Source organism: Aquamicrobium defluvii (genome assembly GCF_004363725.1).
Classification (GTDB): domain Bacteria; phylum Pseudomonadota; class Alphaproteobacteria; order Rhizobiales; family Rhizobiaceae; genus Mesorhizobium; species Mesorhizobium defluvii.
This window is the reverse complement of the sequence record NZ_SNZF01000001.1, coordinates 78,287-96,839: the sequence shown is the minus strand read 5'-3', so window position 1 is coordinate 96,839 and position 18,553 is coordinate 78,287. Positions and strand designations below refer to the sequence as shown.

The following is an 18,553-nucleotide window of genomic DNA, read 5'->3' as shown; positions in this document are numbered from 1 at the left end:
GCTTATTGTCCCATGGCCTTCAAATCGCTTGAAGAACTGCGCGCCGCCTGCCTCGATTTGCCGGCCGGAAACGAGGCGGCGCAGGCAGCCGTCGCACGCCGTCAGGACACGCTGACCAAGCCGCAGGGCAGCCTCGGCCGGCTGGAGGAGATCGCCGGCTGGCTGGCGCGCTGGCAGGGCCGCGACATGCCGAAGCTGGACAGGGTGAAGGTGATCGTTTTCGCCGGCAATCATGGTGTCACCGCACAAGGCGTTTCCGCCTATCCGGCGGAAGTGACGGTCCAGATGGTGGCGAATTTTGCCCATGGCGGTGCGGCGATCAATCAGCTCGCCCGCGCGGCCAGCGCAGAGCTTGACGTCATCCCGCTCGACCTCGACCGGCCGACCGGCGACTTCACGCAGGAACCGGCCATGGATGAGGCCGATTTCCTCGCCGCCGTCTCGGCCGGCTATGATGCGGTCGACGGAAATCTCGATCTCGTCTGCTTCGGCGAAATGGGCATCGGCAACACCACCCCGGCCGCTGCCCTCGCCTCCGCCCTGTTCGGCGGCGAGGTGCAGGGCTGGACGGGACGCGGCACCGGCGTTGACGATGCCGGGCTCCACCGCAAGGTGGCAGTCATCGAGGCCGGACTGAAGCGCCATTCGACGGCATTGGCGGACCCGCTGCAAGTGGCGGCCAGCCTCGGGGGACGCGAACTCGCCGCCATCTTCGGCGCCACGCTGGCCGCCCGTCATCGCGGCGTGCCGGTGCTGCTGGACGGTTTCGTGTGCACCGCCGCTGTCGCACCACTGGCCCGGCTCCATGCGCAGGGCCTCGCGCATGCGCTTTCCGCCCATGTTTCGGCCGAGGCGGGCCATCGCCGCCTGCTTGAGGCATTGGAGCTAAAGCCGTTGCTCGACCTCGGCATGCGGCTTGGCGAAGGCTCAGGCGCCTGCCTTGCCGTGAACATCGTGCGCTCGGCGCTGGAATGTCACGCGCGCATGGCGAGTTTCACCGAAGCCGGGGTTTCGGAAGGCTGAACTTACCGTCCCGAAGCAGCCTTGCCATGCAGGGAGGCTGCCCGAGCAACCGATTGCCACCAGCTGTCGATTTCATCCTGCCGTGGCCCGACCGCCGTGGCGTGCGGGGCAAAACGCTGCCACGGATAATTGTGCTTGGGCGCCACGGAGGTGATGACCGGCTTGCCCAGAACAGCGGCGACCTCGAAGGCGCGGAACAGACCGCCCCCAACTGCCTCCACCTTGCCGAACTTGCTCAGCACCACCACGTCTGCACCCGCAATCTGACCGAGCACGCTTTCGCCTGCCTTCGTGACGCCGGTTTCATCGAGATGGCACGACGTGTGGGCGGGAGGCTCATCGAGATACATGGGAAAGCGCGCGCCGGTAACGAAGTTGCGCAATATCCCGCAACTGCAACCGCTCTGCGTCGGCCCGTCGCTTTCCTCCACGATGCCACATACGGTAAGGCCAGCGGCGCGCCAGCGCGCCGCCGCATTCAGCAGAAGAGCCTGGATCGCCGCGGTTTCGGCGCCTGTGATTGCTGCGATAGGGTTTCGGGCCATGGTCACCTGCCTTGCGCTGCGATCATCCTGAGGTTCGCAGCGACCTCGATCAAGCTCTTCTTCATGACAGTTTGTCGCCCCCTTTTGTGCAACAATGTTGGAATTTGAAACTCTTTCAAGGCCGATACGGGCAAATGCGGACTCATTTTCATGTTTGCACCGGGGTTCGGCAGGCAAAAGTTCCAAAAATTTAACCGGGCCTTCCTAATTTAACAGGGCCTTCCCAAACGGTGACTTCAGGGGGATTGGGGGCATCGTTCTGACGAACGTTCGAAGCGTTCGGCAGGCGGTAATTCTTGGGCGACGGGCGCATGACATCGCAGATGAAAAAGGCCAATACTCCTCCATTTCCGTCAGAAATGGAGTTCATACGCTACGCCCTCGACAGCGCCGCGATCGTGGCCATCACCGATGTGAAAGGCACGATCACCTTTGTCAACAACAAGTTCTGCGAGATATCGGGATATTCGCGGCAGGAACTGGTCGGCGCCAACCATCGCATGCTTCATTCCGGCATGCATGACGTCAGGTTTTTCCGCCAGATGTACAAGCGCATCGCCGCCGGGCGCGTGTGGCAGGGCGAGATATGCAACCGGCGCAAGGACGGATCGCACTACTGGGTCGACACCACCATCGTCCCGCATGTGAACGCCGCCGGCAAGGTCGACAGTTACACCGCCATCCGTTTCGACATCACCGACCGCCATCGGGCCGACGAAAAGCTCCGGCACATCGTCAATATCGACGCCCTGACCGGGATAGCCAATCGCCGCCGGTTCCAGGAGCATCTCGAAACAGTGATATCGACTCACGGCAGAACGCAGCCGTCGAGGGTCCATCTGGCCCTGCTGGACATCGACACGTTCAAGGAGATCAACGACACCTTCGGTCACGACGTCGGCGACGAGTTGCTGCGGGTCGTAAGCGGGCGCCTGTGTGAACTGGCCAGCCCCGAGGTTTTCGTCGCCCGGCTGGGTGGCGATGAGTTCGGCATCGTGATGACCGGACATCCGGACCGGGAGGTCCATGACATGATGGGCAAGGTGCTGTCCTGCCTGCGCCAGCCCGTGGACCTCGGCCCGGTGGTCCGGCGCTGCTCGGCCAGCATCGGCATCGCCACATTCCCGGATCAGGCCGCCTCTCTCGATGAGCTGTTCAAGGCGAGCGACCTTGCGCTTTATCGCGCCAAGGAGCTGGGACGGGACCGCCTGCAGTTTTTCGTTCCACGCCTGCGCGAGGTGGCGCTGCGCAAGAGCGAGTTGCTCCACGCTTTCGAGACCGGTCTGGCGCAGGGTCAGTTCCGCCTGCTGTACCAGCCGATCATCGCCACCGACCAGCAGCTCAAACCGGCGCTTGAAGGTCTGCTGCGCTGGGAGCATCCTCAGCAGGGACATCTGACGCCCGGCGCATTCCTTGCGGACATGAACGACCCGGGTCTTCTGGCCGCCCTCGGCATGTTCGTGCTGGAGCAGGTCTTCACCGACATGCAGAAGATGCAGGAAATGGCGTTGCCGCTGCGCCGCGTCGCCATCAACGTGACCAATGCGGACTTCCGTTCGGACGCTTTCGTCGACCGGTTCTTCGAGCTTTCCGCCCGTACCGGCCTGTCACCGGACATGTTCTGCATAGAGGTGACGGAAGGCGTGTTTCTGGGGCGCGACTTCCAGCAACTGGAAGGACGTCTGCACAGGCTTCACGCTGCCGGTGTGGAAATCGCGCTGGACGATTTCGGTACGGGCTTCGCCTCGCTGTCGCATCTGCGGCGCATGCCCATCGATCGCGTGAAGATCGACCGCAGCTTCATCTCGAATCTCGGCACCAGCAGCGCCGACCTCGCAATCGTGCGCGGGGTGATCGACATCGCCCACGGCATGGGCAAGGTTGTGACTGCAGAGGGCGTGGAGACCGGCGTGCAGGTTGAAATCCTCACCGCGCTCGGCTGCGACAGCCTGCAAGGCTGGTATTTCGCCAAGGCATGCAACCTGCTGCATCTGCCCTACATGATCGCGAGCCTGCAATCCTTTCCGGAGCAGCGGATGAAGTCCCGCGCGGTCGCAAGCTGAAGAGATTGCAGGATCAGCTGGTGCCAGCTTGCCGCTGGAGCATTTTGCGGGAGCAAAACCGGCCGGAGAGATGGTGGCGAAACAAGTCCGGAGGTCGTGTGAAAATCGGCCCGACTCTAAAACAGACCGTTCTGTTCGCCATCCAGATGTTTGAAAATGGTGGGTGATGTAGGGATCGAACCTACGACCCGCTGATTAAGAGTCAGCTGCTCTACCGACTGAGCTAATCACCCACGGGCGTTGGTAAAACCAACGTTGGCGGGCATATAGCTGCCCCTATTGAGCCTGTCTACCCCTGTCGCGATATTTCGCTGAGAAAACATTCCGCAGGCTTGAAAAAAGGGGATGCCGGGCGCGCTGGCCGCGATGACTAATAGGCGTTCATGGGAAAAAATATGATGTAAAAACAAAAGGTAATATGGATTACACGACACAGGAAACTTACCGGACGCTTCAAATAAAGAGCCGCCCCTCGGCTATCTTGACCGCATTTCCGCCGATGCGGGCCGTGGCGAGCGTGCCGTTTTCCACATCCAGCTCCAGCCGGATTCGCGAGGGCCGGTCCATCTCCATTCCCTGCTCGATCCACATGCGTGACATGCCCTCACCAGGGCCGTCGAAGTGCATGACAGCACCGGCGAAAGCCGCGGCCGCCGAACCCGTTGCCGGATCTTCGTAAGACGGGTTGCCGGGCACGAACATGCGCGCATGGAAAGCGCTGTCGTGCCGGATGGTCTCGCGGCAATAGACATAGGCACTGGCGACGGCGGTGCTGCTTTTACGCGGCGAAAGGTCAGCCCACAGGCGCGTGTCCAGCCACGCCCTCGATGCTTCTTCCAGTCCGGCAACCGGGATCATGACGTAGGGAACACCCGCGCTCCAGCAGGAAACGCGGTGATTCTCGAATCCGATCTCGTGCGGCGACAAGGCGAGGGCAGCTCCAACGGCTTCCGCTTCGGCGCTGAGATCGAGCCTTTCCGGCAAGCGGGGCAGATCGAACTCGGCAAAGCCGCCATCCTGCGAAACCGCGCAGCGCACCGGCCCGATATTCTCCTCCAGAACCAGGATGCTGGCCCCTTCTCCGGCCTCCTGCGCCAGCGCTACCGCCGTGCCGATCGTCGGATGGCCGGCGAATGGCATCTCGTAATGCGGCGTGAAAATCCGGATGCGCGCCCGGTGCCGCGCCTGCGCTGCCGGCAGCACGAATACGGTTTCGGACAGATTGAACTCGCGCGCGATGCGCAGCATCGCCCGCTCGTCCAGACCTTCGCAATCGAGAACGACGGCAAGCGGATTGCCACCCATCGCCTCTTCCGTGAACACGTCATAGACCAGATATCTGCGACCCTGCATGACCGGCTTCCATCCGCCGACCGGCGGAACATGAGCGAAATTTAATTTGAAATTCAGGCCCGCAGGCCTGATGTGTGTCGTATAAGGGACGTTCACGGCTACTATAGGGGTCCGGCGTGGACCAGTTTGTCAATCCGCCGAAAGCGGAATCCGAACCTTCGATCGAGACCGCACTGGGGCTCGACGTCAAGGGAGCGACGAAGCAGCGCCGGCACCGTCTCGGCTATGCGATAATGGCGCTCGTGGTCGCCGCTGCCGCCTTCGCCGGCTATCGCTACTTCTCCGCCGATACGCCCCGCATCGAATATTCGACCCAGGCTGCCGTCAGATCGGATCTCGTCATCGAGGTATCCGCCACCGGCACATTGCAGCCGCTGACGCAGGTCGACATTTCCAGCGAGCTCTCCGGCATCGTGCGCTCGGTCGCCGTCGCCGAGAACCAGGAAGTCGGCAAGGGCGATGTGCTGGCCACCCTCGACACCTCCAAGCTGGAGGTGCAGATCGAGCGGGCAAAGGCATCCGCAAGGGCAGCGGCATCGAAGGTCGACGATGCCACCGTGACGCTCAGGGAAAACGAACAGGCTCTGGTACGTACCGACGCGCTGACGAGGCGCGGCATGGCGACCGCGCAGGCGCTGGAAGCCGCGACAGCGACCCGCGACCGGGCCAAAGCCGCGCTCGAGAGCGCCGAGGCCAATCTCGCCATCGCCGAGGCCGACCTCAAGGCGCAGCAGACCGATCTCGACAAAAGCACCATCTACGCTCCCATCGACGGCGTGGTCCTGACCCGCTCGGTCGACCCCGGCCAGACCGTTGCCTCCTCGCTTCAGGCGCCGGTGCTGTTCGTGCTTGCGGCCGACCTGAAGAAGATGGAGCTCAAGGCGGCGATAGACGAGGCCGATATCGGTACGGTCAGGTCCGGCCAGCAGGCCCGATTTTCCGTGGATGCCTTTCCCGAAAGGCGGTTCGACGCCACCATACGGGATATCTCCTATGCTTCCGTCACCACCGACGGCGTCGTCACCTATGACGCGCGGCTCGAGGTGGAGAATGACGAACTGCTGCTTCGCCCGGGCATGACGGCCACCGTTACCGTCGTCACCAAGCACGCGAAGGATGCGCTTACCGTGCCGACGGCAGCCTTCCGCTATCGCCCTGCCATGCAGCAGCGTGAAAGCGGCTGGAGTGCGCTTTCCATGCTCACCGGCCGCATGCAGCCGCCGCGCGAACGTCGGGGCCAGCAGCAGCAGGCCCGCCAGCGCGAGGCAGACGGCACCCGCATGCTCTACGTGCTGAAGAACGGAGAACCGCAGCCTGTCCGGGTTCATGTCGGTTCGACGAATGGCGAACTGACCGAAATCCTGTCGGGCATTTCCGAAGGCGATCTGGTCGTCACGTCGCAGCAGCAGCGGGGATAACCCGATGGCAGGCTCACCGCTCATCCGCTTCGACAAGGTCCGGAAGACCTATGGCGAAGGCGAGGCGCAGGTGCATGCGCTGGCCGGCGTCGATCTCGTCATCGAAACGGGCGAATTCGTCTCGATCATGGGACCCTCCGGTTCGGGGAAATCGACGGCGATGAACATTATCGGCTGTCTCGACACCCCCACATCCGGCACCTATTCCTTCAAGGGCGTGGATGCCGGACGCCTGGACCGCAACCGGCGTGCCCTGCTGCGCAACCGCTATATCGGCTTCGTCTTCCAGGGCTACAATCTGCTGGCACGCACCACTGCGGCCGAGAATGTCGAACTGCCGCTTATCTATCGCGGCGTCCCGGCCGGTCACAGACGCAGCCTCGCCATGCAGGCGCTGGCCGAAGTCGGCTTGCAGGGCCGTGAACACCACACCCCCGCCGAGCTTTCCGGCGGCCAGCAGCAGCGCGTGGCCATCGCCCGCGCCATTGTCACCCGCCCCACCCTGCTGGTAGCCGACGAGCCGACGGGCAATCTCGACACGGCCCGAAGCCATGAGATCATGGAACTGATGACCCGCCTCAACGAGGAGCAGGGCCTGACCATCGTCATGGTCACGCACGAGGCCGACATTGCCGCCTATGCGCGACGCACGATTCATTTCCTCGATGGCAATCTCGCAGCAGACCTGCGCAACGAGGTGCGGAGGATGGCGTCGTGATCTGGGAAACGGTCCGCCTCGCTCTCCGCTCGGTGCGCCGCAATGCGCTGCGCTCCTTCCTCACCCTGCTCGGCATCGTCATCGGTGTGGCGGCGGTCATCGCCATGCTCACCATCGGCTCCGGCACCACGGAAAAAGTGAAGTCCGACATTGCCCAGCTCGGCTCGAACCTGCTGGTCGTCCACCCCGGCCGGCCTGCCGGCCCCGGAGGCCCGGGCGGCGCGGACTGGGGCCAGCGCCGCAAGCTTGGAGCCAAGGAATTCGACGCGCTTTCGACGCGCCTCACCGGGGCGCGCGCCATCTCCGCAGCCTCGCAGAAGCAGGTGCGCGTGATCTATGGCACCGAAAGCACGAGCGTTTCGGTGACGGGAACGGACAGCGCCTTTCTGGAGGCACGCAACTGGACGCTGGCATCGGGACGCCCTTTCACCGAACAGGAATCCCGCAGCGGCGCCGGCGTGTGCCTGATCGGCGAGACGGTGCGACAGCAATTCTTCGGGTCCGGGGACCCGGACGGGGAGCTGATCCGCGTCAACCGCAGCACCTGCAAGGTCATCGGCCTGCTGCAAGCCAAGGGCTATACCGGCTTCGGTCAGGATCAGGACAATGTCGTGCTGATGCCGCTGCTGACATATCAGCGCCGCATCGCCGGCAACCGCAACATCGACAACATCTATGTCTCGGCCGACGATTCCGTTTCCACATCGGAATTGCAGACACGCCTGGAAAACATTCTGCGCGACGTGCGCCGCATCCCGCCGGATGGCGAGGACGATTTCGGCGTCCGCGACATGACCCAGATCGCCGACACCATGGCAAGCGCCAGCGCGACCATGACCGGAATGCTGGGCGCGGTGGCCGGTGTCAGCCTGCTGGTGGGCGGTATCGGCATCATGAACATCATGCTGGTATCGGTGACGGAACGAACCCGCGAGATCGGCATCAGGCTCGCGATCGGGGCGCAGGAAAAGCATATCCTGATCCAGTTCCTCGTCGAGGCAACCGTGCTTTCGCTGCTGGGTGGCATCATCGGCATCCTGCTTGGACTGTCGCTGGCCGGCGGAGCTGCAATCGCCCTTTCGATACCCTTTGCGCCGAACCCGGCGGTGGTCCTGCTGGCCGTCGGCTTCTCGGCGCTGATCGGCATGGTGTTCGGCTTCTTCCCCGCATTGCGCGGCGCGCGCCTCGATCCGATCGATGCGCTCAGGCACGAATAGGAAGAAAACCCGGCCCGTCAGGGATTGGAAAAATGCCAGTCGGTCAGGGCCGGCATGTAGGCCATCAGCCCGGCAAGCCGCACCGCCGCATCCGCAATGACGACCGGCTCGCTGATCTCGGGATCGGGATCGGCAGCGATATGGGCATGGATGCGCGCAGTCAGCTCGCCGGCCGTTTCGGCAAAACGGTAGCGGCGGAAGATCACCACGCCGCCGGGCGTCGAGATCAGATGGTGCCGCTGCTCCGCCCCCGCGGCATCGAGATCCAGACCGGTTTCCTCCGTCACCTCGCGCGCCATGTTGCGGTGCATGTCTACCTGCCCGCCGACGAAATCCTCCGGCTCGAAAGATCCGGCCGCGAAATAGACCTTGCCGGCGTTGAGCGTATGCGGCGCCATGCGGATCGCCACCAGCGCACCGTCGCTGGTTACCGGCATGGCATGGGCGAAGGCATGATGCGCGTGCGGCGTATCGCTGTGGCGACGCCAGTGCAGGAAGGTGGAATAGCGAACTTCGTGGCAAACCCCTGCCAGCAGTCCGCCTTCATAGGTGAGCGACGACAGAAGCACCATCGTTCCATCGAACAGGGCAGGATTTCCCGCCCGGTGCTCAAGCCAGCCCTCGGCGATGGCATCCGCATTGTCACGCTCGAATGGATGCGGTGAGGGATCGAGCCGCACGTCGATCCTGTCGACGGGCAGAATCACATTCGCAGGGAGATTAAAGCTCACCGCCGCCTCATACGATATCCAGCGTCACCGCAACCGGGCAGTGATCCGAGGCTTTCGGCCGGTCCCAGCCCACGCGCGGAAAGCGGTCGACATCCTGCCCGCCCGGGAACGGCGTACGCCAGGGTTGTCCGTTGCGCACGATGTCCGGCACCGCCCCGGCATTTTCTTCCGCCAGCGAACGCGACAGCAGGATGTAGTCGAGCTGGCACAGATGCCGCTCCTGCGGCCCGCGTGTATGGTAGAGCGTCCAGCGGTCCATCTCGGGCCGTCGTTCCACGACATTCTCGCAGAATCCGTCTTCCAGCAGGACGTCGAGGCAGGAAACCGGCTCGTCGTGCACCTCAAAGCGGTAATCGGACGGCCCCTCGCCGTCGATCACCACCCTTTGCCGGTAATCGTTCATGTCGCCGCAGACCGCCCAGCGCTTGTCCGCCGCGCGCTCGCGCCCGAATCGCTGCTCGATGATATGGCGCACGGCCCTCGCCTCGGCAAAGCGGATCGGCATGGTCGCCTGACGGCCATCGAGCCCGTTGCGCGGGCTGCCCATCGACTTGAAATGAACCAGATAGAGTGTCAGCGGCTTGCCGCCGATCTTAAGGTCGATCTCCAGACAGTCCCGCCTGAAGATACGCTCATGCGGTTCCTGCCCCAATGCCGCCAGTTCCGGCGTATGCAGGCCAAGCTCGCCGAAGGTGAGATGCGCATGGCTGGTCATGCGCATGAATTCGATCGGCTGGCCGTGCGCGGTCTCGTCGCGCATCATCAGCGCCACGTCGATGCCGCGCGAATCATTGCCTGAGGTGGTGTACTTCTGCCGGTAGCCCTGCCCCACCATCTTGAACAGATAGCCGTATTCGAAGGCCTTGAGCGCCTCGATATTGTCCACCTCCTGCATGCAGATGATGTCGGCCCGCGTCGCCGCGATCGCCAGCGCGGTGAGCTGGCGCGTATCGTCCGAATGCGCGATGGCGCGAGCCTGTTCCAGCGCGCGGTATTCGGCCTCGCTCCTGATCTCGAACAGGGCCAGCGTCCGGTCCTGATTGAGCTGGTTGCGGAAGCCGGAGAAATCGAACCTGTTCATCAGGTTCTCGACATTGAAGGTGGCGAGGCGCAGCGACATGGCAGCGACAATTGCCTGCAAGTCGCGTCAAAGACAAGCGCAGAAACGGCATGCGGACGGAACTGCAACCGTTCATCCTGCGTTCATTGACCGGACGTCATCCTGAAGCCAATCGCCGCAACGCTTCGGCGCTGCGACTTGCTCTATCCTCGGGAGTGGCATATGAAAAAGCTTCTTTCCTCTCCGCTCAGGGCCGGGCTGACCGTTCTGTGTCTTGCAGGCATGCTCTCGGTTCCGGCGATGGCCGGGCCGCCGCCTGCGAACACACCCGCCGCGCCTGCGGCAAGTGCATCACAGGACATCGTCAAGGTTCGCGACGAGCGCTGGCGCAGACCTCCCCATCACGGCAACCGGCCGTCCGGCAACTGGAACCGCCCTCACCGTCCGGGCGGCTCGCACTGGCGTCCTCCGCACCATGGGGGGCATTGGCATCGCCCCCGGCCGCCCCGGCATAATTACTACCGGCCCCATTATCGCGGCTCAGGCTTCTATTTCGGCCTCGGGCTCGGCGTTCCGGCCTACCGCTATGTCGAACCGCGCCGCTATTATCGCCCGGCAGGCGATGCGCATGTGCGCTGGTGCTACAACCGCTACCGGTCCTACCGGGCCTGGGACAACACGTTCCAGCCCTATCACGGGCCGCGCCGTCAGTGCCGTTCGCCCTACGGCTGAACCTTTTCCCTGCCCGCACATGAAAAAAGGCCGGCGATTGCAATCGCCGGCCTTCCGTTTTTCACAGGTCGGGGAACTCAGTTCTTCGCCTTGTCGACCAGCTTGTTCTTGGAAATCCACGGCATCATGCCGCGCAGCTTGGCACCGACCTCCTCGATCTGGTGCGAATCGTTCATGCGGCGGATGCCCTTGAAGCGGGAGGCGCCCGAACGATACTCCTGCATCCACTCGGACGTGAACTTGCCGGTCTGGATGTCGTTGAGGATGCGCTTCATCTCGGCCTTGGTCTCGGCGGTGATGACGCGCGGGCCCGACACATACTCGCCCCACTCGGCGGTGTTGGAGATCGAGTAGTTCATGTTGGCGATGCCGCCCTCGTAGATCAGGTCCACGATCAGCTTCACTTCGTGCAGGCACTCGAAATAGGCCATTTCGGGAGCATAGCCGGCTTCCACCAGCGTCTCGAAACCGGCGCGGATGAGTTCGACCAGACCGCCGCAGAGCACGGCCTGCTCACCGAACAGATCGGTCTCGCACTCTTCCTTGAAGGTGGTCTCGATGATACCGGAACGGCCGCCGCCGACGCCGCAGGCGTAGGACAGGCCGAGGTCGAGCGCATTGCCGGAAGCGTCCTGATGCACGGCAACCAGGCACGGCACGCCGCCGCCCTTCTCGTATTCGCCGCGCACGGTGTGGCCGGGGCCCTTCGGTGCGACCATGAGCACATCGACCGTCGACTTCGGCTCGATCAGGCCGAAATGCACGTTGAGACCATGCGCGAAGGCGATTGCCGCGCCGTCGCGAATGTTCGGCGCGATCTCGTTGTTGTAGATGTCGGCCTGCAATTCGTCGGGGGCGGCCATCATCATCAGGTCGGCCCACTTGGCCACCTCGGCAACCGTCATCACCTTGAGACCGTCGGCCTCGACCTTCTTCGCAGTCGCGGAGCCCGCCTTCAGGCCGATGGCGATGTCCTTGACGCCCGAATCCTTCAGATTCAGCGCATGGGCGCGGCCCTGCGAACCGTAGCCGATGACGGCAACCTTCTTGCCCTTGATGAGATTCAGATCGGCGTCGCGATCATAGTAAACACGCATATTGGTAGTCCTTCCCGTTTTGAATTTACCTGTTGAGGGTTACTCGGCCCGTTGAGCCTTCCCGGCCCCGTGCAGGGCAAGAAACTGCCTGGTGGCGCGCGCCGCGTCTTCCTCGATCGCCGCCTCCGTCATGCCCGGCCAGTCGCCGAGCAGAAGCCTGATCTGCACATCGCGCGCGACCAGCCCGAAAAACGTCCGGAACGCCGTTTCCGCATCCTCGAACACCAGCAGACCGGCCCGCTTGCCGGCATCCAGCACCGGCTTGAGCCGGGCCGCCAGCGCAAAGCGCCCATTCTGCAACACGATCTCGCCGAGCTTGTCGCGACCCGAGCCGGCATGGCTGATCGCCACGCGGTTGAGCGCCACGGAGGTATCGCTCGAAATCACCTTCAGCCAGTCGCGCGCGTAGCTTTCGAGGCTTTCGGTAAGCGACATGAGATCCGGCCTGCCCTGATCCACGGGCACCACGCGCACCTTGGATGCCTGCCAGCGCACCGTCGCCGTCAGCAGCCCGTCGCGGTCGCCGAACCATTTGTAAAGGCTTTCCTTGGAGCATTTCGCCCGGCGCGCAACGGCGGCCATGGTGAGATTGTCGCCGTCCTCGACCAGCAGGCGCAGAGCCGCGTCCAGAATGTCCTTCTGACGTTCCGTCAGCTTCTGCACTTCCTCCTGTTCGTAAACCTGCACCGCGCTCACGTCCGCCCACATGCCGGCAAAGATATTCTGCCGCTGCCTTTCTCCCGACCGGCCAGCCCCACCCGGCAACCGTACCGTACGTTACGGTTCCAGCTATGCCCCATCGCCATGGCGAAGGCAAGAGGGTCTTTTCGCGCAGGGCCGATCTTTTGAAAAGGCGTGCCACGGCAAACCGCAGACACCGAATGCAGGCCCCGGAATCCACGACGACAGAAGAATGGCAGATCAGGTCGCGCCGACTTGAATCGCCTCGGCAGAATTGGCCGCGACCCGCTGCCAATCCGCCTCGGCAAGTCCGATCCGGTGCAGCGGGTCGATGATCGTTCCCGCCACCAGCGCGGCCAGGATACGCGGCGACGGCGGAACCCTCGCCATGGTCGCCACCACGCTGTCGCGCATGAAAGGCAGCAGCCAGCCGTCCGACTGGTAGAACGGCGTGAACATGCGCGACAATGTTTGGAAACCGCGGATATGCCAGCGGCGCGCCCGCGCATAGGCTGCAAGCGCGTCTTCCACGCATGCACTCTGCTTCAGCGCATGTGCCAACGCCGCCGCGTCGAGCAGCGCCATGTTGGCGCCCTGCCCCAGTTGCGGGCTGGTGGAGTGCGCGGCATCCCCGATCACCGCCAGCCGCCGTCCGGCGGGAACCGGCAGCGTATGATGGCCGTAGCGGGCAAGCGAAAGCTGCTCGAAACTGTCGATCTGGTCGATATAGGCCACGCATTCAGGCCAATAGCCGGTCACCCGCGCCTTCCATGCTTCAAGCCCTGCGGTCTGCACGCGACCGGCATCATCCGGCTTCAGGCTCCAGAAGAAGGCAGCCATCTTCTCGCCGCCGGGTCCGGCGCAACCGATCGGCAGCACGCCGATCATCACCCGCGCCCTCTCATAGCGTTGCAGGAGCGCCCGTTCGTCGAAACCTTCGCCTCGCCAGCCCAGCGACGCCCAGAACGCGCCATAGGCCAGCGGTGTCGGCTCGACGGGCACATCCGAGTAACGCCGCAACCGGGATCGCGTGCCGCTGGCATCGATCACGAGGTCGAACGATCCGATCCGTCTTCCTTTGCCGTCGCTCAGGACCGCTGCCTCCCCCATATCGAGCGAATCGATTTCGACGCCTGTCTCGATGGTGATGCCTTCGCGCTGCACGGCGCGGTACAGCACGCCGAACAGCGCCGCGCGATGCACCGCCACACCGAAGCGGCCGCCCGGCAAGGCCCGGTAGCGCACATCGAGCACCGTTCGGCCGGACCGCGCATCCACGCCATGCAGCCGGTCGATACGGCTGCCGAGGGCCACGATGCCGCCAAGCAATCCGAGGTCGTCGAGCACGGTGAGCCCGGTTGGCTGCAGGATCAGCCCGGAACCGACCGGGGCCGGCTTTTCGAACCTCTCGAATATGGTGACCCTGTGCCCGGCGCGGTGGAGATAGAGCGCTGCTGCGAGCCCGGCCGGCCCGGCTCCCGCAATGGCGATAGACAATGTTGATTGCACGTCAGACCTGCTTTGCCCCGGCAATGCGCATTCTGCACCGCCGGTTGCCGGGCCATGCGCCTGCGGATGCCTTCCCCCGGCGCCGGGATACAACAAGGCTTCGCATGTTCACAACCGCCATGAACGCGTGCGGGCGACGCATTGCCGCGTCACCCGCACTGCCCCCGCACAGGTCCGGTCCTTGCCGTGAACCCTATTTCACGATGATCGCCACCGTGCCGGACTGATAGCGATGCCCTTCGGTGCCCGCCGCAATGCCCGTGCCGTTGACGGCGCGCGTCGGCACACGCTTGCCACAATCCCGGCTCACACGGCTCGAAAGCCCGCCGTCGGAATATCTGACGATCGAGGACTTCGGAAGCCGACCCTCGATTTCCGCATAGCCCGGTGCTCCCGCGCCGCAGGAATTGCTCCGGTAGGCGGTCAGGTGCCTCGTTTCCCCCACCCGCATTTCCACTGTCTTGTCGGCGTTGGTCGGCGTGACACAACCCGACAGCATCAGCCCCGACAGGATCGACATCGCGCCGACAACAATAGCGTTTCGCATCTCTAAGCCCCTCTCTGTAACGCCTGAAAGCTGATCCACCGGAGCCAGGCAGAACATCGGCGGTGGTCTTTCCGGCGTGCCAAATCCATTCGCACCAGCAAATCGAAAAGTCCGCCAATCACCGGAAAATACGGAAAAAGGGAAGCAATCCCGGTTGCTATCTCCATGAATCGCTTCTTAAATCGCCCTGTGGGCATCGTGGGGTGCACAGGGCATGCAGCGCCTTGAGTGGAACAGATTCAGTCAGTGGCACATCTTGCTCGACGAGTTGTGCGAAAGCCGTGGCCATGTCGACAATGCGAGGCTGGCGAGCCAGCTCTGCCGCCGGGCGGGAAAATCCGCGCAGGAGGATTTCAACGCGGCGGAGAAGAACCTCCGCAACTGGCGGCTCGGGCGCCACCTGCCGCTGCGGCGCAACTTCATGATCCTTGCCGAACTGCTGCATGTCTCGGACGAGCCCGAACTGTTGAGGCAATGGAACCTGCTCTACGCCGCCGCGCGCGGTCGCGAGGTACCGGGCCAGCAGCAGCTCGCCACGGACATATCTCCTGTCGGCGCGGAAGTCCGCCGCCCCGCCGCCGGCCGCCGGCTGCTGTGGGCGGGAGCCATCACCATGACAGCGGTGGTCGCCGTCACCGGCTTCCGCTGGATGGCCGCGGACCCGTACCGCGACCTGCCGATGATCGGCTATGACGCGCGGGTGAGGATGCTGGTCGGTGAAAGCCGGCTCATCCACGGCGATCGCGGCGACTGCGACGGGGGCAATGTTCCCGGATGGGGCTACACGATGCCGCGTGTGCCGTTCAGCACTTTGGGCACATTTTCGGACGGCGGCCTGGCCCGCAAGATGAGCAATTTCTGCAATGCCGTCGTGCTGGTGCGGGCGGTGCGCTTCACAGCGCGGAAGGCCGGGGTCGAGGAGGTCCGGCTGCTGGACGATTTCGTCAAGATTTTCGTCACCGATCCGGCACATCTGGTTCGATGAGAAGAGAGGGGGAGATGGAGGAAGCCGACGACGCGGCGTTCACGCGCTGGCATTTGCTGTTCGACGAGTTGTGCAACCGCGCCGGCTATTATGACGACGCCACGCTGGCCAGCGCCTATTGCGCCCTGACCGCCAGCAAGGGTCAGCGCCAGTTCGAGACGGCCATGCGCAATCTCAACAACTGGCGCTCGGGGCGTCACCTGCCCCGCGCCGGCAATCTCAGGATGCTGGCGAAGCTGCTCAACGTGGCCGACGATCCCGCCACGCAGGCTTTGTGGAGCAGGCTCTACAAGCAGGCGGGCGACATGGAAGCCCGTTTTGGCCTGCCGGTGCCGGTTTCTTCCGCTGAGGTTGCGGAGGCGAGGCCCATGACGGCCCTCGGCAGGGTGCCGCATCCGGCTGGCCTTCCCGCGCTGCTCAGCCGGGAAGGGCTGGGCCGCAAGCGTTTTTCGATGCTTCAGACCATGTTCGGCGGCATCGTCCTGCTGGCTGCCGGAGCCGCGGCCGGCTCCCTGATCACCGCATCCGGCTGGCGACCATGGGCCGGCCCGGCCGACCATGCGCCCATTGTCCCGTTCAACCCGGTGGTGACGATGAAGGTTGGCGACACGCGCCCGATCTACGCCGAGCGCGGCGATTGCGGGAAACTGCCGCGCGACTGGGAACTGGTTGAGTCGGACCTGCCGGCGCTGCGCACGGGAACCTTCTCGGACGGCGGACTGGCCCGCCGCTTCAGCAAGTTCTGCCAGGGACTGACCCCGGCTCGGGCCATCGTCTTCACCGCCACCACGCCCGGCGTCGAGGAGTTCGAGATACAGGGCGATTTCTTCAAGATGACGGTGTCCGAGTAACTGGGGCGAACCAGCCCCGTCAGATCGCCACCTGCGTGCCGATCTCCACCACGCGGCCGGTCGGAATCTGGAAATATTCCGTTGCATCCGCCGCCGAGCGCGCGAGTCCGATGAACAGGCGATCCTGCCACATCGGCATGCCGGAACTGGCTGCGGCCTTCAGAGAGCGCCGCGACAGGAAGAACGAGGTTGTCATGATGTCGAACTTCCATCCCTGTTTGCGGCATGAAGCGAGCGCGCGCGGAATGTTCGGCTGCTCCATGTAGCCGAATGTCAGGGTGATGCGCATGAACAGGTCGTTGATCGCTTCCAGCTTCACCCGCTCGCTGTCCGGCACCTTCGGCTGGGGCGCGGTCACCACCGAAAGGATGATGTTCTGCTCGTGCAGCACCTTGTAGTGCTTGAGGCTGTGCATGAGCGCAGTCGGCGCACTGAGCGGATCGCTGGTAAGGAAGATCGCCGTGCCGGGCACCAGCTGCGGCTTCTTCTTCGCCAGGTTGCCGGCCAGAAACTCCAGCGGCACCTCGTTCTTGCGTGTCTTCTCGAACAGCAGGCGCGACCCCCGCACCCATGTCACCATCACGACGACAACCATGAATGCCACCACCAGCGAGGCCCAGCCGCCGTCCCTGACCTTCATGGCATTGGTGACGAGGAAACCGAGTTCGATCAGGCCGAACAGCGCCGTCAGCGCGAGGGCGGACCACAAGGGCCACTTCCAGATGCGGATCATCACGATGGAAAACAGCGTGGTCGTCACCAGCATCACCCCGGTCACGGCAATTCCGTATGCGGAGGCGAGCCCCTCCGATTCGCGGAACCCCAGCACCAGCAGCAGAACCACCGCCGCCATCAGGAAATTCACGCGCGGCATGTAGATCTGGCCCGACTGGCGTTCCGACGTATGGCGGATTTCCATGCGCGGCAGCATGTTGAGCTGAACCGCCTGCCGCGTAAGCGAATAGGCGCCGGTGATCACCGCCTGGCTGGCAATGACGGTCGCCGCCGTCGCCAGCGCCACCATCACATAGAGCAGCCAGCCATCGTTCATCTGGAAGAACGGGTGACCGACATGGCCATCGTGAGCCAGCACGAAGGCCCCCTGCCCGAGATAGTTCAGCAGCAGGCAGGGGAACACGACCCAGAACCAGGCGAGCACGATGGGCTTGCGGCCGAAATGGCCAAGATCGGCATAGACCGATTCCGCGCCGGTCACGGCCAGGAAGACGCCTCCGATGATGGCGAGGGAGACAACCGGCTCATGACCGAGGAAACGGAGCATGTAGAGCGGATTGATGGCGAGCAGGATTTCGGGATCGTGGATGATGTGGCGAAGCCCTGCAAAGCCGATGGCGACGAACCAGACAAGCGTGATCGGGCCGAAGATGATGGCAACGCCGCCGCTTCCGAAACGCTGTACCGAAAACAGGATCAGCAGGATGACCACCGTCAGCGGCACGATGTATGGCCCGAAACCATCGGCGATGATGGTGAGGCCCTCCGTTGCCGAAAGCACGGAGATCGCAGGTGTTATGACGGCATCGCCATAAAAAAGCGCGGCGCCCACCATCCCGATGCCGAGGATGATGGCGGGACGCGCCGGAAATGCAGAGCGGCCAAGCGCCATCAGGGAGAGCGTGCCGCCCTCGCCCTTGTTGTCGGCACGCAGCACGAACATCATGTACTTCACCGCCACGACGATGGTGAGCACCCAGATGATGAGCGAAAGCACGCCCAGAATATCGTTGCGGGTGGCGCTTTCGGATGCGGAAGCCGCGCCGAGCGCCACACGAAAGGCGTAGATCGGGCTGGTGCCGATGTCGCCATAGACCACGCCGAGAGCGGCGAGCATCATGTAGGGCGTGCTGTGCGGCTTGTGTTGGGGATGGTCAGCCTGCGGGGCTGACTCTACCTCGCTACCGGTATCGGCAACGGCCATGGACAGAACTCCGTTAAGAGCGCGGTGCTCTACTCCTGCTGCAGCGCAATATCAAGTGCCCGTGCCCCGGTTCCGCCACACCTG

The 18,553-nt window shown here is 63.8% G+C and carries 17 protein-coding genes and 1 tRNA gene; 8 read left to right on the top strand and 10 right to left on the bottom strand.

What is annotated here, in order from left to right:
* Window positions 1-12: 12 nt before the first annotated feature.
* On the top strand, window positions 13-1,023 hold the full coding sequence (gene cobT / locus DES43_RS00485; protein WP_035023904.1) for a nicotinate-nucleotide--dimethylbenzimidazole phosphoribosyltransferase: 1,011 nt from the start codon (window positions 13-15) through the stop codon (window positions 1,021-1,023).
* 2 nt (window positions 1,024-1,025) lie between these two features.
* Here cobT and DES43_RS00480 read toward each other — a convergent pair whose 3' ends face one another.
* Window positions 1,026-1,568, bottom strand: a complete 543-nt coding sequence (locus DES43_RS00480; RefSeq protein WP_035023906.1) for a DUF2478 domain-containing protein — start codon at window positions 1,566-1,568, stop codon at window positions 1,026-1,028.
* Between the two features lie 323 nt (window positions 1,569-1,891).
* Between DES43_RS00480 and DES43_RS00475 the strand changes: the two genes are divergently transcribed.
* On the top strand, window positions 1,892-3,631 hold the full coding sequence (locus DES43_RS00475) for a putative bifunctional diguanylate cyclase/phosphodiesterase (protein ID WP_198027468.1): 1,740 nt from the start codon (window positions 1,892-1,894) through the stop codon (window positions 3,629-3,631).
* Window positions 3,632-3,788: 157 nt separating this feature from the next.
* Here the strand turns inward: DES43_RS00475 and DES43_RS00470 are convergent.
* Both DES43_RS00470 and DES43_RS00465 read right to left on the bottom strand, forming a co-directional pair.
* A tRNA-Lys gene (locus tag DES43_RS00470) sits at window positions 3,789-3,864 on the bottom strand.
* Window positions 3,865-4,084: 220 nt separating this feature from the next.
* Window positions 4,085-4,984 (bottom strand): PhzF family phenazine biosynthesis protein, encoded by a 900-nt coding sequence (locus DES43_RS00465; protein WP_035023908.1) that lies wholly within the window; start codon window positions 4,982-4,984, stop codon window positions 4,085-4,087.
* A 116-nt stretch (window positions 4,985-5,100) separates the two neighbouring features.
* Here DES43_RS00465 and DES43_RS00460 point away from each other — a divergent pair, with 116 nt between their 5' ends.
* The 3 genes from DES43_RS00460 to DES43_RS00450 are packed head-to-tail and all read left to right on the top strand — an operon-like array spanning window position 5,101 to window position 8,337.
* Entirely contained in the window at window positions 5,101-6,402 is a 1,302-nt protein-coding gene (locus tag DES43_RS00460) for an efflux RND transporter periplasmic adaptor subunit (protein WP_035023911.1), read from the top strand.
* A gap of 4 nt (window positions 6,403-6,406) precedes the next feature.
* The gene (locus tag DES43_RS00455; protein ID WP_035023915.1) at window positions 6,407-7,120 is read left to right on the top strand and encodes an ABC transporter ATP-binding protein; all 714 of its coding nucleotides are present in this window, start codon (window positions 6,407-6,409) and stop codon (window positions 7,118-7,120) included.
* Entirely contained in the window at window positions 7,117-8,337 is a 1,221-nt protein-coding gene (locus DES43_RS00450; protein ID WP_035023918.1) for an ABC transporter permease, read from the top strand. The genes DES43_RS00455 and DES43_RS00450 overlap by 4 nt, the downstream gene beginning before the upstream one ends.
* A 17-nt stretch (window positions 8,338-8,354) precedes the next feature.
* Here DES43_RS00450 and DES43_RS00445 read toward each other — a convergent pair whose 3' ends face one another.
* Complete coding sequence (locus DES43_RS00445) at window positions 8,355-9,068, bottom strand: hypothetical protein (protein ID WP_035023921.1); 714 nt, start codon at window positions 9,066-9,068, stop codon at window positions 8,355-8,357.
* 7 nt (window positions 9,069-9,075) lie between these two features.
* Window positions 9,076-10,188 carry an endonuclease/exonuclease/phosphatase family protein gene (locus DES43_RS00440; protein ID WP_035023923.1) on the bottom strand — a complete coding sequence of 371 codons (1,113 nt, stop codon included), beginning with the start codon at window positions 10,186-10,188 and terminating at the stop codon, window positions 9,076-9,078.
* A gap of 162 nt (window positions 10,189-10,350) precedes the next feature.
* On the opposite strand from DES43_RS00440, the gene DES43_RS00435 reads away from it, so the two are divergent.
* On the top strand, window positions 10,351-10,860 hold the full coding sequence (locus tag DES43_RS00435; RefSeq protein WP_035023925.1) for a BA14K family protein: 510 nt from the start codon (window positions 10,351-10,353) through the stop codon (window positions 10,858-10,860).
* A gap of 77 nt (window positions 10,861-10,937) precedes the next feature.
* Here DES43_RS00435 and ilvC read toward each other — a convergent pair whose 3' ends face one another.
* The 4 genes from ilvC to DES43_RS00415 form a co-directional block, all read right to left on the bottom strand.
* On the bottom strand, window positions 10,938-11,957 hold the full coding sequence (ilvC, locus tag DES43_RS00430) for a ketol-acid reductoisomerase (RefSeq protein WP_035023927.1): 1,020 nt from the start codon (window positions 11,955-11,957) through the stop codon (window positions 10,938-10,940).
* Between the two features lie 39 nt (window positions 11,958-11,996).
* Window positions 11,997-12,653: a TetR/AcrR family transcriptional regulator gene (locus tag DES43_RS00425; protein ID WP_245264640.1), complete on the bottom strand. Its 657-nt coding sequence runs from the start codon at window positions 12,651-12,653 to the stop codon at window positions 11,997-11,999.
* A 225-nt stretch (window positions 12,654-12,878) separates the two neighbouring features.
* The gene (locus DES43_RS00420; protein WP_051520412.1) at window positions 12,879-14,147 is read right to left on the bottom strand and encodes an FAD-dependent oxidoreductase; all 1,269 of its coding nucleotides are present in this window, start codon (window positions 14,145-14,147) and stop codon (window positions 12,879-12,881) included.
* 193 nt (window positions 14,148-14,340) lie between these two features.
* Window positions 14,341-14,694, bottom strand: coding sequence for a hypothetical protein (locus DES43_RS00415; RefSeq protein WP_035024141.1), 354 nt, complete (start codon window positions 14,692-14,694; stop codon window positions 14,341-14,343).
* A gap of 214 nt (window positions 14,695-14,908) precedes the next feature.
* Between DES43_RS00415 and DES43_RS00410 the strand changes: the two genes are divergently transcribed.
* A complete protein-coding gene (locus tag DES43_RS00410; RefSeq protein WP_035023931.1) occupies window positions 14,909-15,679 on the top strand; it encodes a hypothetical protein in 771 nt (256 codons plus the stop codon).
* Between the two features lie 14 nt (window positions 15,680-15,693).
* Window positions 15,694-16,530, top strand: coding sequence for a hypothetical protein (locus DES43_RS00405; protein WP_035023933.1), 837 nt, complete (start codon window positions 15,694-15,696; stop codon window positions 16,528-16,530).
* 19 nt (window positions 16,531-16,549) lie between these two features.
* Here DES43_RS00405 and DES43_RS00400 read toward each other — a convergent pair whose 3' ends face one another.
* Window positions 16,550-18,469 (bottom strand): potassium transporter Kup, encoded by a 1,920-nt coding sequence (locus DES43_RS00400; protein ID WP_035023935.1) that lies wholly within the window; start codon window positions 18,467-18,469, stop codon window positions 16,550-16,552.
* Window positions 18,470-18,553: the final 84 nt, after the last annotated feature.

Coding starts and splice junctions, on each gene's coding strand:
- DES43_RS00410 (WP_035023931.1), top strand. CDS start 14,909: ATGCAGCGCCTTGAGTGGAACAGATTCAGTCAGTGGCACATCTTGCTC.
- DES43_RS00435 (WP_035023925.1), top strand. CDS start 10,351: ATGAAAAAGCTTCTTTCCTCTCCGCTCAGGGCCGGGCTGACCGTTCTG.
- DES43_RS00465 (WP_035023908.1), bottom strand. CDS start 4,984: ATGCAGGGTCGCAGATATCTGGTCTATGACGTGTTCACGGAAGAGGCG.
- cobT (WP_035023904.1), top strand. CDS start 13: ATGGCCTTCAAATCGCTTGAAGAACTGCGCGCCGCCTGCCTCGATTTG.
- ilvC (WP_035023927.1), bottom strand. CDS start 11,957: ATGCGTGTTTACTATGATCGCGACGCCGATCTGAATCTCATCAAGGGC.
- DES43_RS00455 (WP_035023915.1), top strand. CDS start 6,407: ATGGCAGGCTCACCGCTCATCCGCTTCGACAAGGTCCGGAAGACCTAT.
- DES43_RS00400 (WP_035023935.1), bottom strand. CDS start 18,469: ATGGCCGTTGCCGATACCGGTAGCGAGGTAGAGTCAGCCCCGCAGGCT.
- DES43_RS00440 (WP_035023923.1), bottom strand. CDS start 10,188: ATGTCGCTGCGCCTCGCCACCTTCAATGTCGAGAACCTGATGAACAGG.
- DES43_RS00405 (WP_035023933.1), top strand. CDS start 15,694: ATGGAGGAAGCCGACGACGCGGCGTTCACGCGCTGGCATTTGCTGTTC.
- DES43_RS00475 (WP_198027468.1), top strand. CDS start 1,892: ATGAAAAAGGCCAATACTCCTCCATTTCCGTCAGAAATGGAGTTCATA.
- DES43_RS00415 (WP_035024141.1), bottom strand. CDS start 14,694: ATGCGAAACGCTATTGTTGTCGGCGCGATGTCGATCCTGTCGGGGCTG.
- DES43_RS00480 (WP_035023906.1), bottom strand. CDS start 1,568: ATGGCCCGAAACCCTATCGCAGCAATCACAGGCGCCGAAACCGCGGCG.